At 51.2% G+C, this 14,328-nt stretch carries 8 protein-coding genes; 5 read left to right on the top strand and 3 right to left on the bottom strand.

Annotated elements, in window-relative coordinates; all coding sequences use genetic code 11:
- Window positions 1–83: 83 nt before the first annotated feature.
- The 3 genes from U6B65_03295 to U6B65_03285 form a co-directional block, all read right to left on the bottom strand.
- The gene (locus U6B65_03295) at window positions 84–1,370 is read right to left on the bottom strand and encodes a pitrilysin family protein (GenBank protein ID WRS28168.1); all 1,287 of its coding nucleotides are present in this window, start codon (window positions 1,368–1,370) and stop codon (window positions 84–86) included.
- Window positions 1,367–2,647, bottom strand: a complete 1,281-nt coding sequence (locus tag U6B65_03290; protein WRS28167.1) for a pitrilysin family protein — start codon at window positions 2,645–2,647, stop codon at window positions 1,367–1,369. The genes U6B65_03295 and U6B65_03290 overlap by 4 nt, the downstream gene beginning before the upstream one ends.
- 124 nt (window positions 2,648–2,771) lie before the next feature.
- Complete coding sequence (locus U6B65_03285) at window positions 2,772–10,163, bottom strand: glucoamylase family protein (protein WRS28166.1); 7,392 nt, start codon at window positions 10,161–10,163, stop codon at window positions 2,772–2,774.
- A gap of 415 nt (window positions 10,164–10,578) precedes the next feature.
- Here U6B65_03285 and U6B65_03280 point away from each other — a divergent pair, with 415 nt between their 5' ends.
- The 5 genes from U6B65_03280 to U6B65_03260 all read left to right on the top strand — a co-directional run bounded on the left by U6B65_03280 (window position 10,579) and on the right by U6B65_03260 (window position 14,304).
- Complete coding sequence (locus U6B65_03280; GenBank protein ID WRS28165.1) at window positions 10,579–11,034, top strand: spore coat associated protein CotJA; 456 nt, start codon at window positions 10,579–10,581, stop codon at window positions 11,032–11,034.
- The gene (locus tag U6B65_03275) at window positions 11,031–11,285 is read left to right on the top strand and encodes a spore coat protein CotJB (GenBank protein ID WRS28164.1); all 255 of its coding nucleotides are present in this window, start codon (window positions 11,031–11,033) and stop codon (window positions 11,283–11,285) included. Before U6B65_03280 ends, U6B65_03275 begins: the two co-directional genes overlap by 4 nt.
- 1 nt (window position 11,286) lies before the next feature.
- Window positions 11,287–11,904 carry a manganese catalase family protein gene (locus U6B65_03270; GenBank protein WRS28163.1) on the top strand — a complete coding sequence of 206 codons (618 nt, stop codon included), beginning with the start codon at window positions 11,287–11,289 and terminating at the stop codon, window positions 11,902–11,904.
- Between the two features lie 205 nt (window positions 11,905–12,109).
- A complete protein-coding gene (gene ahpC / locus U6B65_03265; protein WRS28162.1) occupies window positions 12,110–12,673 on the top strand; it encodes an alkyl hydroperoxide reductase subunit C in 564 nt (187 codons plus the stop codon).
- Complete coding sequence (locus tag U6B65_03260) at window positions 12,673–14,304, top strand: FAD-dependent oxidoreductase (protein ID WRS28161.1); 1,632 nt, start codon at window positions 12,673–12,675, stop codon at window positions 14,302–14,304. Before ahpC ends, U6B65_03260 begins: the two co-directional genes overlap by 1 nt.
- Window positions 14,305–14,328: the final 24 nt, after the last annotated feature.

Genomic DNA, 14,328 nt, shown 5'->3' with positions numbered 1-14,328 from the left:
TGCCGGCATGTCCCAAAGAAAACCAGCCCTCTTCTAAAGAGGAAAAGGGCTGATGCCTTCTTCAAAAGAAATAGAAACGACCATCAGGAGGCTTCGGGAGAACGAACCACCGAAAGAGCAGAATGCTGGGTGTTGATTCTCTGGCGGAGGTAATCCTCCAGCTTTTCACGCGTAACGTTTGCCACAATTTCGGTCAGCTCATACATTTCAACTCCCGAAAAATGGGACATCATCATCCATGTGGCCACCGATTCAACCCGCCCCAAAAGGCCTACATAGCGCCCATAGGTGGATTTTTTGCACTGCTCAAAAAGGCTGTCATCAATTCCTTCTTGCTGAATGCGGCGGATTTCGGCGCAGATTTCATCGTAAACACGCTGGGGATCCTTGGATTCACCGGAGAACATGCCCAGAATATAGTCGGCACCCACCATAGTTTCGGCAGAAAAGGTTGCGTTGATCAGCCCGGCATCATAGAGCCGGCGGTAAAGAGGGGTATTTTCCCCGGCCACAACATCCAACGCCATTTCGCCCAAAACTTGCTGCCGCATATTTTCGGAAGCAGAAAGGCTCTCATACTTGAAGCCCATCTGGAAAATAGGCACTGCTACCGGCAGCCGCTGTTCTACAAAGGATTTGACCACACCGGCAGGCTCAGGCGGCGATTTTCGCTCAATACGAATGGGTTCTGCCTTTTTAAGAATTCGGTCAGCCGCCTCCAGCACGGTACCCACGTCAAAGTTACCGGCTATAGAGAGAACCATATTATTAAGATTATAAAAGGTATGGTAGCATCGATACAAGAGATCAGCATCAATATGAGAGATGGATTCCACGGTTCCCGCAATGTCGATGCGCACAGGATGGTTGTGGTAAAGAGCACCCAGCAGGTTAAAGAATACCCGCCAGTCGGCGCTGTCATCGTACATTTTGATTTCCTGCCCAATAATGCCCTGTTCCTTTTGAACGGTGGCGGGAGTGAAATAAGGATGAGTTACAAAATCCAGCAGGATTTCGATGGATTCCTTGAAGTTTTCGGTGCAGGAAAACAGATAGGCTGTGCGGTCAAAGGAAGTGTAGGCATTGGCACTGGCTCCGGTTTGTGCATAACGGGAAAAAGCGTCTCCATCCTCGCTCTCAAAAAGCTTATGCTCCAGAAAATGGGCAATGCCTTCGGGGACCTGCGCAAAATCCGCATCCTTATCGGTTTTAAAGCAGGTATCCACCGAACCGTATTTGGTGGCAAAAAGAGCATAGGCGGTGGAAAAACCCTTCATAGGGCAAAGCATCAAGGTCAGCCCGGATGAATGCTCTATTTTGGTGAAGCTTTCACCCAAACGCTCGGAGGTTATGATTTGTCTGCTGCTCATTTGCTTTCCTCCCCAGTCAAGAAATAGATGGTATCCAGTGTAACACCCTTGGCAATTTCCACGACCTGCCCGATGGTAACCGCGTCAATCTGGGCGGCATCCTCCGCCGGTGTATCGCTTTGCCCACGCAGAATTTGTGAAAGATACCACCCTTCAATGGAGGAAAGGGAATCAGTGGTGGTGGTAATGCCGTTTTTCAGCAGCAGCTTGGTGTTGGCCAGCTCCTGATCGGTGATTTCGCCATTTTGCATAGCGGCCAGCTGAACCAAAATCTCGGCCTTTGCCTTTTCTACATTTTGCTTTTCCACGCCGCTGTCCACCATAAGAATTTGGGTGGCAATATCAAACCGGGCGGCACAGTAATAGCAAAGGCTCAGCTTTTCCCGCACATTGAGGAATAGCTTGGAAAAAGGGGTTCCGCCAAACAAGGCGGCGAAAACCCGGGCGGCGGTCAGGCTTTCCGGTGTGCTCAGCCCGCCGGTACGAAAGCCCATAACCAGCTTGGATTGGGAAAGCTCCATGGTTTCCTCTACATGGCGAACCTCTCCTGCTTTGGGTGGAATGGGTGACGGCGTGTGAGAAAGGGGCTTGCGCTGGATTTCCGCAAAGCGGCGGGTGAAAATCTCTTCTGTGGCAGTCGGGCTGCCGGAGCCGAGAAAGAGGATTTCCACCGGACTTTCCAGCAGCAAATCCCGGTAAGCCGCAGCCGCCGACTGTGGGGTAATCTTTTCCGCCTGATCCCGATCGCCATAGCGGCGAATAGCATTGGGCTGGCCTTTGCACATAGCCTGTACACACTGGGCCAGCGCATAGCTGCGCTTATCATTAATAAGAGCATCGATGGAATCAATGACATATTCCTTTTCGAGCTGGGTGTCGGTGGGATCAAAAGCCTCTTCACTCAGCTTGGGGTCCAGCACAACCGAAGCCAGCAGCTCGGCGCACTGGCCGGCAATATCCTCGTTTTCCAAGGAAAACCGGTTGTCAATGCTCTGGATAGAAACCTCCAACAGCTGCAAATCGCCGAATTTGGTTACATCCGCTTCCAAACTGGCCCCGTAAAGCTCACAGAGCTTGGCATTGAGAGCGGTAAAATCCGGGCATTCCCGAAAGCCCTTGCGCAGGATAAAGGGCACTACAGCAAAATCACTGGCCCGCTCCTTTTGAAGGGGCACAATAAAATTGACAGATATGCGGTTAAACTTGAATTTCGGGTCTATCACATGACTGAAATGAATGCCGGTGCCGATGGCTTTCCGGGATAAGGCATAACTCATAGCTTCATCTCCTTATATAGTATGGCCTATTCAGCCCTTTGGGCAGAGGATATAATAAGGCAAAATATCACCTTGAAGTATACCATAAAAACCCTGATTTTTCCATAAAACGGCTAGATTTTTTCTAAAAGCTGGCCTGTATTACATGATCGCCGCCATCCAGCGAAATCCGTTCACAGGGTTTTCCGTCACAGATCAGCCCCGGGCTGCCGGTATACTCATAAAAAATGGATAATGTCCCCCCGGCAATGGTGGCTTCCACCCGGGTTCCGCTCCAATCTGGGGGCAGCTTGGGGGAAATCTCCAAATGCCTTCCCTTCAGGCGCAAACCAAGGAGATGCTCCAGCACCGCCCGATAGTACCACGCCGCCGCACCGGTATAAAGACTCCAGCCGCCTCGGCCCTCGGCTCCTGGGCTGCTATAAATATCAGCCGCTATATAATAAGGCTCCACCTTATAGGCTGGGGCCAGCTCGGACTTGGTAGCCCGTTCCGCTGGGTTCAGCATTTGCAGCACTTCCAGCCCTCGCTGAATCTGGCCTGCCTCCAGAAGGGCAATGGCAAACCAAACAGCCCCATGGGTATACTGGCCGCCATTTTCCCGCAAGCCTCTGGGATAAGCCTTGACATAGCCCGGCTGCTGATTAGAGAACTGAAAGGGCGGGTCAAAGAGCCTGACGATTTCATGCTGTTTATCCACCAGACGGTGCCAGGCATGATCCAAGGCTTGAGTGATGCGCAGGGCATCCGGCATACCCGCCAAAACGGCAAAGCTTTGGGGGAGAAGATCAATGGAGCATTCGGCGCTTTCATGGGCACCCATTGGTTCACCGTTATCAAAAAACGCCCGGAGATACCACCGGCCGTCCCAGCAGTGGATGTCCACATTGTAGCGCAGGGAAGCGGCCCATACCCTGTATTTCTCAGCCAGTTCGGGCCTGCCCCGCTCCCCGCACAAAGGGGCAAAGGCTTCCAGTGCCATAGAAAGAAACAGCGCCAGCCAAACACTGCGCCCCTTACCCTCCAAGCCTACACCGCTGAATCCATCGTTCCAGTCACCACAGCCGATGAGAGGCAACCCGTTTTCGCCCAGATTGTGCCCCTTATCCAGTGCTCGAACACAATGTTCAAACACTGTTTCGGTTAGGCTGCTGCGGATGGGGCCGATGTATTTCTCATGCTCATGGCGTTCCAGCAGGGGGGCGGTAATATAGGCAGCCGGTTCCTCTAAAAGGCTGTAATCCCCGGTTTTGGTTACATATTCCGCTGTCACGAAAGGGAGCCAGATCAGATCATCCGAAAAGCGGGTGCGCACCCCCCGCAGACCACCGGCATTTTCCGGCAGATCGTGCCACCAGTGCAGAACATCTCCCTCTTCAAATTGAACCTGACAGCAGCGAAGAATGTGCCTGCGGGCCACTGCCGGATCAATGAGCAGATAAGCGGAAACATCCTGTAACTGATCCCGAAATCCAAAGGCACCGCCGCATTGAAAAAAGGCCGTTCGCCCATAAATGCGGGAGGCCAGAATCTGGTGGGGTGCAAAATGGTTGATAAACTGGTTCAGCGCCTTATCCGGCGTGTGGATGACAAACCGATTCTCGGCCGACTCAGGCATGGCTTTCGGTGGATCAATGCTTTCCAGCGCCTCTTGATCCGTTTCGCCAAAGGCAAGAGAAAAGGTCAGAACGGTGTTATGACCGGGTATCAGTGTTAGCCGTTGTATAGCTGCTGCGCAAGGGTCGGCGCTGGGAGCAGGCTCCCTTAATCGCCAGTCTCCTGATAAAAAGGCGCTCCGATCGGTCACAAAGCGCACCGAGTCACCGCCTTGTGCAGTTAAAGCACTATAGCAGGAAACCGCCGTGTTATAAGGGTTGTGGAGCAAAAGAACGTTTTCCTTTTGCGTGGGCTGAATAAAGCGGCAGGTATCCCGGTTGACTGCCAATACCGGCTCGGTATAATAGGCGCATTCCAGCTCCAAAGGCTGTGAGGTGAGGTTTTCCAGAATCAGTTCAATCTGCTTGACTTTGCCTATCGGGGGTATTGTTACGGTTATGCGGCTGGCAAAACGCCCTGTTCGCCCTGCATAAACAGCCTTTTCCTTAGAGAAAAAAGCACGGGAGCCTTTCACTAAATTGAAATATTCTTCTCCATCCCGAAGTAGCAGAAGTTCCCCTTCGTTGTCAGTGGCAATGTCGTTGTACCATGGGGTGAGTTTGTTCTCTCGGGCGTTTACAGCCCATGTAAAGCCTAAGGCCTTGTCAGAAACCAAAGTTCCAAACATGGGGTTTGCAAGTATATGGCAGTAAGGCAGAGGGGATGCCTTATCCACATAGAAGCCGCTGTGTGCAAAGGCACCACCGTAAACACTAAGCTCCGGATTTTTAGGCATGGGCTCTGGAGATATCTCTTTGAATTCCACAGGGGAGAAAATATCCGCCGGGCCATCGTGAGGGTCGGCACCACTTTGAATGGTACAGCGTGCCGCCGCCCGCAGCAGGGTAATGGTTTCGGGGGAGAAGTTCTCCCGGCACAGCGGAAAAAGCCCGCCACGAATTCCGATGCGGGTATCCGCTCCGGCTTTGCTGATGATTTCCAGAAGAATCGGCAGAGCCTTGGGATGCTCCTCCTGCGAATGCAAAAAGCACAGGTCAAACTCAACGCCGAGCCTGCGCAGGGAATCCTGAATTTTGATATAGGCTACTGTCATTTCCTCATCCACCCGGCCGGTAAGCTCCAGCAGCACCAGCGGGATATCTCCGGAAATACCGGTGGCCCAAAGAGCGGGCTGCCCCAGCGTGTTGGCACCCAAAGCCTCTGTTGTTTTCTTTTGAGAGGTATGCTCAAAGAGCAGCTTGCCCAACAAATTGCTGCCCAACCGTGCTGAAAGCCCATCCCCCAAGACAGGTGATTTGGCGGCAGCGCTGGTTTCAAGAGGGCCCATTTTACGCATAGAAAGGATGTTCTGCACACTTTCTGTCCGAGTGTGGGCGGCGCTTATGAGCAGAGTCAGCATTCGCTGTGAGCCGGGATTCACCAAAACATCGGTGCGCAAGGCACAGCAGCAATCAGGAACGCCTCCATCCTTCCCTGTAAAGGTCAGCCGGTCAAACCGCAAAAGCTGAGAAAGACCCTCGGGTGCTTCCATCAGGTTTTCACGAGTCAGCTCAAACTGAAAGTCAATATCCTCCAGAAAGCCCACCGATAAATAAAGAGAATTGGAGCTATCCCGGTTTCGCCGTGTAAAGGTGAGGGTTCGGGTTTCCGAGCTGTGGGAGCCGGAAACAAACAGCTTGGAAAAGGCAGAATGGGCGTCATAATCTCGCCATAGGCTGAGCACCGGCTCCATATAAATCAGAACCTCCATAAGCTGGCGGCCGGAGGAGGTGTTCTTAATGAGAATCTGTTTTTGTATGCAGGAAACAGTGGGATGCGCCATACAGCGAACCCCTAGCTCAAGCTCATTTCTTTTGGCGTAATAGGTGACAGCCTGCTCCAGATATTCCACCGAATAAGCCACATCCTTTTTATAAAAGGGCGCATAGGCAGCAGGGGTTACATTTCCTGCGCACCGAACTAAAACCAACACTCCCTGCGCCCTGCGGAGCAAATCGGAGCTGTGGCGGGTCAGGTCGATATCGCCGAATTTGAGGTACCCTGCTCCCACATCGGTGAGGATTTCGGTCAGCTCTCCATTGGAAAGTAAAACGGCCTTGGGGGCCTGTGGGTCCATATAGGCACTTTGATCCCGGAAGGCAGGGCGTTCCCGTTTTTCGTTCCCGGCCACCGGGTGTTTCAGTTCATCGTAGATCACGGTGCTTTTAGCAATCTTCTCCTGCAAAAACTCCTTGGCAGATTCCATATAGTGGTCGTTCATAAACCGCCGCTGCATTCGGTTATCAAACAAAGCGTTGCAAGAGGCGATCATACTCATGCCGATGTGATGAGCCATAAAGCTGCGGGTTACGGCCAGAGAGGCTGCGCCCACCCGCTGGGGGGTAAAATCCACCGCCTCATAAAATCCATAGCGCCCATATACCCCCAGCCGATGGAGGCGGCTCAGATTGGCCATGGATGAGTTGGGGTTAAAAGGAATGGTGATAAAGGTGGAATAAGGGGAGATAACCAGTTCCTTATCCAGATGGCGCTTGACCCCGATTTTCTGTACACCATGGGCTTTATATTGGTAGTTTAGGAAATTATCGAAGGCATAATAGGCGCTTTCGCTGATGCCCCACGGAGCCTGATTTTTCACCCGCCTCTTCTGGCAATAAAGGCAGTAAATCAGCCCTTCGTTGAGCAAAGAGCCTTCGTAAGCAGGCAAAAGAAGATGGGGCATAAAATACTCGAACATGGTGCCGGTCCAAGAGACAGCCCCCGCATAGCCGCTGTTGCGGGACATGGTGCGGTTAAGAGCGCCCCAGTGCTTACGGGGAATCAGCTTGCGGGCAACGGCATAGTAGCTGGTCAGCCGGGCCTCACTCATGAGAAAATCATAGTGGGATTGATTGAGCACCCCGCTCTGCTCGTCCCATCCAATGGAAAACAGGTTCTTTTCCTTATTATAAAGCGGGATCAGATCGGTTGCTTCAATCAGCCTACCCAAACGGTCAATGAGCCCGGTTATAGGCGGATATTCCAGCGAGAATTCACTGAGCCCCTCCTTGAGCGCCACCAGACAGCAGATTAGGTTGCCGCTGTCCACGGTGGATACAAAGGCAGGCTGCAGAATTTCCAGCGTTTCGGTGTCGTACCAGTTGTAAAGGTTTCCGTTCCATTTTTCCAGCTTCTCAACGGTAGAGAGCGTGCGCTCAAGGCGGCGATAGAGACCGGGGGTATCCACAAAATCCATATCACGGGCCGCCAGCACCGAGAGCATCATCATACCGATGTTGGTGGGGGAGGTGCGGCGAGCTACCCGGTATACAGGGGACTGCTGGATATTATCCGGCGGAAGGAAATGGTTTTCCTGGTTGGCAAAATCCTCATAATACCGCCACATGGCGGCGTTGTAGGAAATCAAGGTATCCCGGTCACCGTTTTCAAGGCTATGGTTATCTTCCCGGCCTGCCTGAGCGGAAAACCAGGCAATGGGAATTAACAGGGAAAGGGCAAGGCCAAGAAGGGTCAGCGCACCATTCCCGGAAAAGGCCACCAGCAGCATCGCCAGAAGCTGGGGCAGCCAAAAGCGCTTGAGAACAGCAGCAAAGGTTATTTTGCGAGTATCAGCCTGAGCGGCAGTTGTCCATTCCAGCATTTTATGGTGGGAAACAAAGGTACGAAAAAGAGAGCGGCACAAAGCATCCGTCGAAAGAATAGCCTGCGGCAGCAGCATAACCAGAAAAAACAGTCCCTGACCCAAAAGCTCAAAGGTGTGGGGGAGGGTGCGGGTGAAAAACTTCCGGGACATGGTGAAAAAGCCGCTGGAAAACAGAGACCAGCAGGCAGCCCATATGCTGGAAAAGGTGATAGAAATCCCAGCAACAACCGCCAGCACAGTGGAGGAAGGGGAGGGCAAAATCAAAGCCGCTATCACGCACAGAACAGCTGCCACCGGTACCAACGATCGGCGCAGGTTATCGAAAAGCTTGTATTTGGAAAGGCTGCTGATAGGGTTCTCCAACCATTTTCCTTCACATTTCCAGCGCCCGGCAATAAAAACGATGTTTTGCCAGTCACCCCTTGTCCAGCGGTGTAGGCGGGAAAGCCACGATAGCATATTGGAGGGGGCGGAATCGGTCATTTCCACATCCGATACAAAGCCCGCCCGCAGATAGGCGCCTTCAAGAATATCATGGCTGAGAACGTGATTTTCCGGGAACCGGTTGTTGAGCAGTTCATAAAAAGTGTCTACATCAATAAGACCCTTCCCGGAGAAGATACTTTCAAAAAAGAGGTCTTGGTAAAAATCCTTGTTTTTGGTATCGTAAGCGGTCACACCGCCGCAGCCAGACATAACCCGGGAAAAAGGGGTGGCTCCGGCACTGTTCAGATCGGTGGAAATGCGGGGCACCAAAATGCCGTAGCCACGGGTCACGATTCCCTGCTCACCGATAACCGGACGGTTCAGGGGATGCATGGCTGTAGCCACTAAGGTTTGAGCACTTTCATAAAGCAGGCAGGTATCACTATCCAACGCCACCACATAACGAATGGAATCAAGCGCCGAGCGATCCCCCATAAAGGTGTGGAGAGAGGTTTCCTCCCCCTTCAAAAAGCGGATAAACTCAGTGATCGCGCCCCGTTTGCGCTCCCAGCCGCTGTATTTCTTCTGTGTTTTGTTGTAAACCCGCCCCCGCAGAAACAGCATAAAGCGCTGGTTGTATTTCTGGTTCAGCTCCTCAATTACCCGGCAAGAAGCCGCAATCTGGGATTCATCCTGTGCATCCTCCGGGTATTCACACTCCTTAAAATCAGCCAGAATGCAATAATACATATCCGGGTCTGAATTGGAAAAATAGAGTTGTTCCAATCGGGCGGTCAGATGCAGTGCTTCTGAGGCCTTAGGCAACAGGGTGGAAACCAGCACAACGGTTCGGGGCTTGGAAGCAAGCCGCGAAAGATCCATTCTGGGGATGAAATCCACTTCCACCCCATGAAGCGCGCCCTGCTGAATGGGAGTGCGCAGAAGCTCCCAGAGAGGTAAAAAACAAAGGAGAGAAAGCCCCCAATCCCTCCAAATCCAGCCCAAAAGCACGCTGGCGGCTAAGGGCATCAGCACCCCCGCAATCAATGAAGCTTTTCCCCGGCGCAGGCGTGGGAGCCGTATAATCGGGCTTTCCAGAATAAAATAGCCTATATGCTGCCGGGCACCTGTGGAGGCACTGGATTTTTCCAAGCACTCTGTCGCCACATCAAGCTCGGAACGCTGGGTTTTAGCCGCGATAATCGCTACAAGGCGTCGGTAATGATGGCGGCTTTCGCTGGTCATATTGCCATAAATTCCGGCGGGGTCTTTCAGAAGTGTTTTTTCCACCTCGCTGCAAGTGGTGATGACTTTATCAAAATTGACAGAGCTCAGCTGGCTCAGCCCGGTAATGGCGTAACGAATCCATTGCTCCGACTGGGTTTGCAAACAAGCGGTATAAGCCATATGAATCAGCACTGCCCGCATGGCAGTGGGGGTAAAGCTGAATTGTGCCTCAGTAATCTGCCACTGCCGACCCATATGGGAAAGTATGGCTGTTACGGAGACATTATCAATCTCAGGCAGTTCCTTGGTTATACACCCGAAAAGATGGTGATAAACCTCGATTAGCTCATCTTTTCGGGCGTGCTTGGAAAGATGGCGTATGTCCTTGACACTTTGCTTGCATTCTTTTTCCAATACATAGTAATTATCGCACAACCATTCGCTGACCGGTGTACGCTCTGCACTTTGATTGGCATCTATATAACACTGCCGCACAGCAGAGAGCTGGCTAAGCAGGCTGCGGCGAAGCTGGGCACTGCTTTGAGCGAGAGACTGTGCAGAGGCGGACACAGGCTTTGGAGTGATGGGATTGTTCTTTTCCATAGGCTTAGCTTGCTCCATTGTTTTCTATGCAGAATTCTTTTTCCTTCTGTTCGAAATCTATATGCAGGAAAAAGTAGGGGGCTATCCAACCTATTGTTGCCGCCCTGGCACACAAAAATACAAATTGAGGAAAAAGCCGATGAAAACAAAGGAAAAGATTCTTTTTTATAGTTGGATTTCTTTAAAACACACCGAAATGCTTGGGAAATACACCCCCTAAGACAGTCAGAATGGGTTATCACTGCATAGACTGATGTCAAAGGAACTCTGCCTTATTGTACATACAGAATACATGAAAAATCGCAGATTGCGTGGATTTGCGGTTATCCGTCAGCGCTGCTGTACTATCGATAAAATCGTGCCACTTGCGATTGGCAGAGAACTCCGCCACTTACTAAAATAAGGAGCGATTGTTTTGGAAAATGGAAAACAGAGCATGTATACAAAAGCCAGCCAGATAAAAGGCGGCGGCTGGGTTACACCTGTGGCCGGTTCCACCCGGACATCCGCAGCACCGACACAACAAGCTGCCCCCACCACCCCTCAAAATATCCCTGCAATTAAGGCACAGACCGCCCCTATGGCACAGAAGGCACCTGCAACCAAAGCCACTGTCGAATCCTCTGTTGTGCCAATGGGAGAGATTTTGCCCCCGAAATTCAGAGCTATCCCTGTTCCCATGCCCATGCCTGCACCGGCTCCTTCTGCAGCAAGCGAAGCCGAATGCGGCTACTGCATCACTCTTGGCATGGCTTATGTTCCCAAGCAGCTTTGGCAAAAGCTTTATGAGCCGGAGATAGGCTTTGGGAGAGGCACAATATTCAGCGAACTGGATATGCCATTTATCGGTGAGGAGGTACCAAGGAAATGAGTGAACGTCAAGCACTGCTGAAAAGAATTCAAGTGCTGGCTTTTTGCCTGCATGATGCGGCCTTGTTTTTGGATGTAAACCCCACCAATGCCGAAGCACTGGAGTATTACCGCAAGCACAACGATCTCTATGAGGTGGCGATGGATGAATTCACCACCAAATACGGCCCCCTGAGCCCAGGCAATTATGACGGCGGCCCACGGTGGAAATGGATTGACGGCCCTTGGCCTTGGGAAATGGAGGGTAATTGAAATGTTTGCTTACGAGAAGAAATTGCAGTATCCGGTAAAAATTAAAAACCCCAATCCAGCTTTAGCCAAGGTTATCATCAGCCAGTTTGGCGGCCCGGATGGAGAGCTGGGAGCTGCCATGCGTTATCTGAGCCAGCGGTATGTGGCACCTTATGACGAGGTTAAGGCTGTTTTAACAGATGTTGGCACAGAAGAATTGGGGCATATGGAAATGGTCAGCGCCATTGTCTATCAACTGACCCGCAACCTGAGCATGGATCAAATCCGCAACAGCGGTTATGATACTTATTTTGTGGATCACACCACAGGCCTATATCCTGTAGCTGCATCTGGGGTTCCCAACTCAGCGCTTACCTATGCTTCCAAAGGCGATATCATTGCTGATCTTCACGAAGACCTGGCCGCCGAGCAAAAAGCTCGGACTACTTATGACAACATTCTGTGGCTGGCGGATGACCCCGATGTCCGGGATGCAATCAAATTCCTGCGTGAACGTGAAATCGTTCACTATCAGCGCTTTGGTGAAGCCCTGCGTGTTGTTCAGGATAAGCTGAACTGCAAAAACTTCTATGCCTTTAATCCGGCATTCACTCCCGCCAAATCCGGCCGAAGCAAGTAATACTCCGCAAATTCTTTTGGCCAAAATTCAGCTGTAACACAAGCCCCCTACAGAGCGCTCTGCTTTGTGCGGGGCTGCTTTTTTATTTGGTAGGCCAAGTAGGAAAAAAGTGCCCAATGTGCTCCGTTGACATAAGAAGACCTATATGGTATACTTGAGTTACCAACAACTAACTTTACTTTAATTAAGAATGGAGGCACGTATTATGTCAATGATTAATAAAGAAATTAGCGATTTTCAGGTACAGGCTTACTATAAGAATGAATTCAAGGCCGTGACCAAGCAGGATGTTTTAGGAAAGTGGTCCGTTTTCTTCTTTTATCCTGCCGATTTCACCTTTGTCTGCCCCACGGAACTAGAGGATTTAGCTGATTCCTATGATAAATTCAAAGAGATTGGCTGTGAGATCTATTCGGTTTCCTGCGACACTCATTTTGTCCATAAAGCATGGCATGATGCTTCCAAGACCATTCAGAAAATCCAGTATCCCATGCTGGCAGACCCCACTGGTGCGCTGGCAAGAGATTTTGATGTTATGAACGAAGGCAAAGGCCATTCGGAGCGTGGGACCTTTATCATCAATCCCGAAGGCCAAATTGTAGCTTATGAGCTCGTTGCCAGCAACATCGGCCGCAATGCAGACGAGCTGTTCCGGCGTGTTCAGGCTTCTCAGTTTGTTGCAGATCATGATGGCGAGGTTTGCCCTGCCAAGTGGAAACCCGGCGAAAAGACCCTCAAGCCCAGCTTGGATCTTGTGGGGCTGATTTAATGAACGCAAATCTATATGATGTCATAATCATCGGCGGTGGGCCTGCAGGGCTTACCGCCGCCCTATATCTGGCAAGAGCACAATATCGGGTGCTGGTCATTGAAAAAGAGCAGTTTGGGGGCCAGATCACCATCACCGACGATGTTGTGAACTATCCCGGCGTGGAGAGAGGCAGCGGGGAAGAGATTACCGCTGTTATGCGCAGGCAGGCACAGAGCTTTGGGGCTGAATTTCTGCTTGCCGATGCTCACCGCATTGAAGCGGACGGTGACTATAAGCACATTCACACATCCCGAGGTGAATACATTGCCTATGGTCTGATCATCGCTACCGGTGCTTATCCCCGCAGCGTAGGCTTTGAGGGGGAGCAGCAATTCAAAGGCAGGGGAGTTGCCTACTGCGCTACCTGTGATGGTGAATTTTTTACCGATATGGATATCTTCGTGGTGGGAGGCGGCTTTGCCGCGGCTGAGGAGGCAGTCTTCCTAACACGGTATGCCCGTCAGGTTACCGTTTTGGTAAGAGGCGAAGACTTCACCTGTGCCAAAGCAACGGCTGATTTGGTCAAACAGCATGAGAAAATCCAGATTCGTTATAACACCACGGTGGAAACAGTCACTGGAGACAGCAAGCTTCGGGCAATTCGCTATAAAAACACCCAGACCGGTGAAGTGACCGAATATCAGGCTGTCGGCGGGGAAACCTTCGGTGTTTTCGTATTTGCCGGGTATGTGCCCAATACCGAATTGGTCAAGGATTTGGTCAAGTTGGATGAGTATGGATACATCATCACCGATGCCAACCAAAAAACTTCGCAAGAAGGCATCTACGGTGCCGGTGATGTCTGTGTAAAGAACCTTCGGCAGATGGTAACCGCAACGGCGGATGGCGCAATAGCCGCCACCGAATTGGAACGCTACGCTGCTGATATGCACACAAAAACCGGGCAAATTCCCAAGCGGCCTGTTACTCAAGCCCCGAAGGAATCGACTGGGGAAGCAAAGTCTTCCACAGGAGACGGTTTCTTTACTGATGAAATACGTGCACAACTCGCCGGTGTTTTCGAGAAGATGGCAAACCCAATTGTTCTCAAGCTGTATCTGGATGAGCGCCCGGTATCAGAAGAGCTTCAAACATTTATTAAAGAGCTTATCTCACTGACCGATAAAATTACAGTGCAGGTTCAAACGGATAGCTCAGATCGGGATGCCCCTTGTGTTGCAATGTGTGCAGCGGATGGCACAGAGCTGGGGATGGCCTTCCATGGCGTTCCAGGCGGGCATGAGTTCAATTCCTTTATACTTGGGCTTTACAATGCAGCCGGTCCCGGGCAGGTGCTGGATGAGGCGCTTATGGAGCGTATTCGAGTCATCGATAAGCCGGTTTCACTGAAAATACTGGTTTCGCTTTCTTGCACAAAATGCCCGGAGTTGGTTATGGCAGCTCAGCGCATTGCGGCAGAGAACCCAAATGTTCGTGCAGAAGCATATGATCTCAACCATTTTTCGGCACTAAAGGATCAGTATAATGTCATGAGTGTGCCGTGCCTTGTGGTCAACGATGAGCATGTCACTTTCGGCAAAATGAATGTTCAGCAGCTTTTGGAGTATTTGGAAGAGCTGGTAAAGTAATTTTTTTGGTCTGAAACAGATGGA

The sequence above is a fragment of the Oscillospiraceae bacterium MB08-C2-2 genome (assembly GCA_035621215.1).
Lineage (GTDB): Bacteria > Bacillota > Clostridia > Oscillospirales > Ruminococcaceae > WRAV01.
This window is presented reverse-complemented; position numbering and strand designations above follow the sequence as displayed.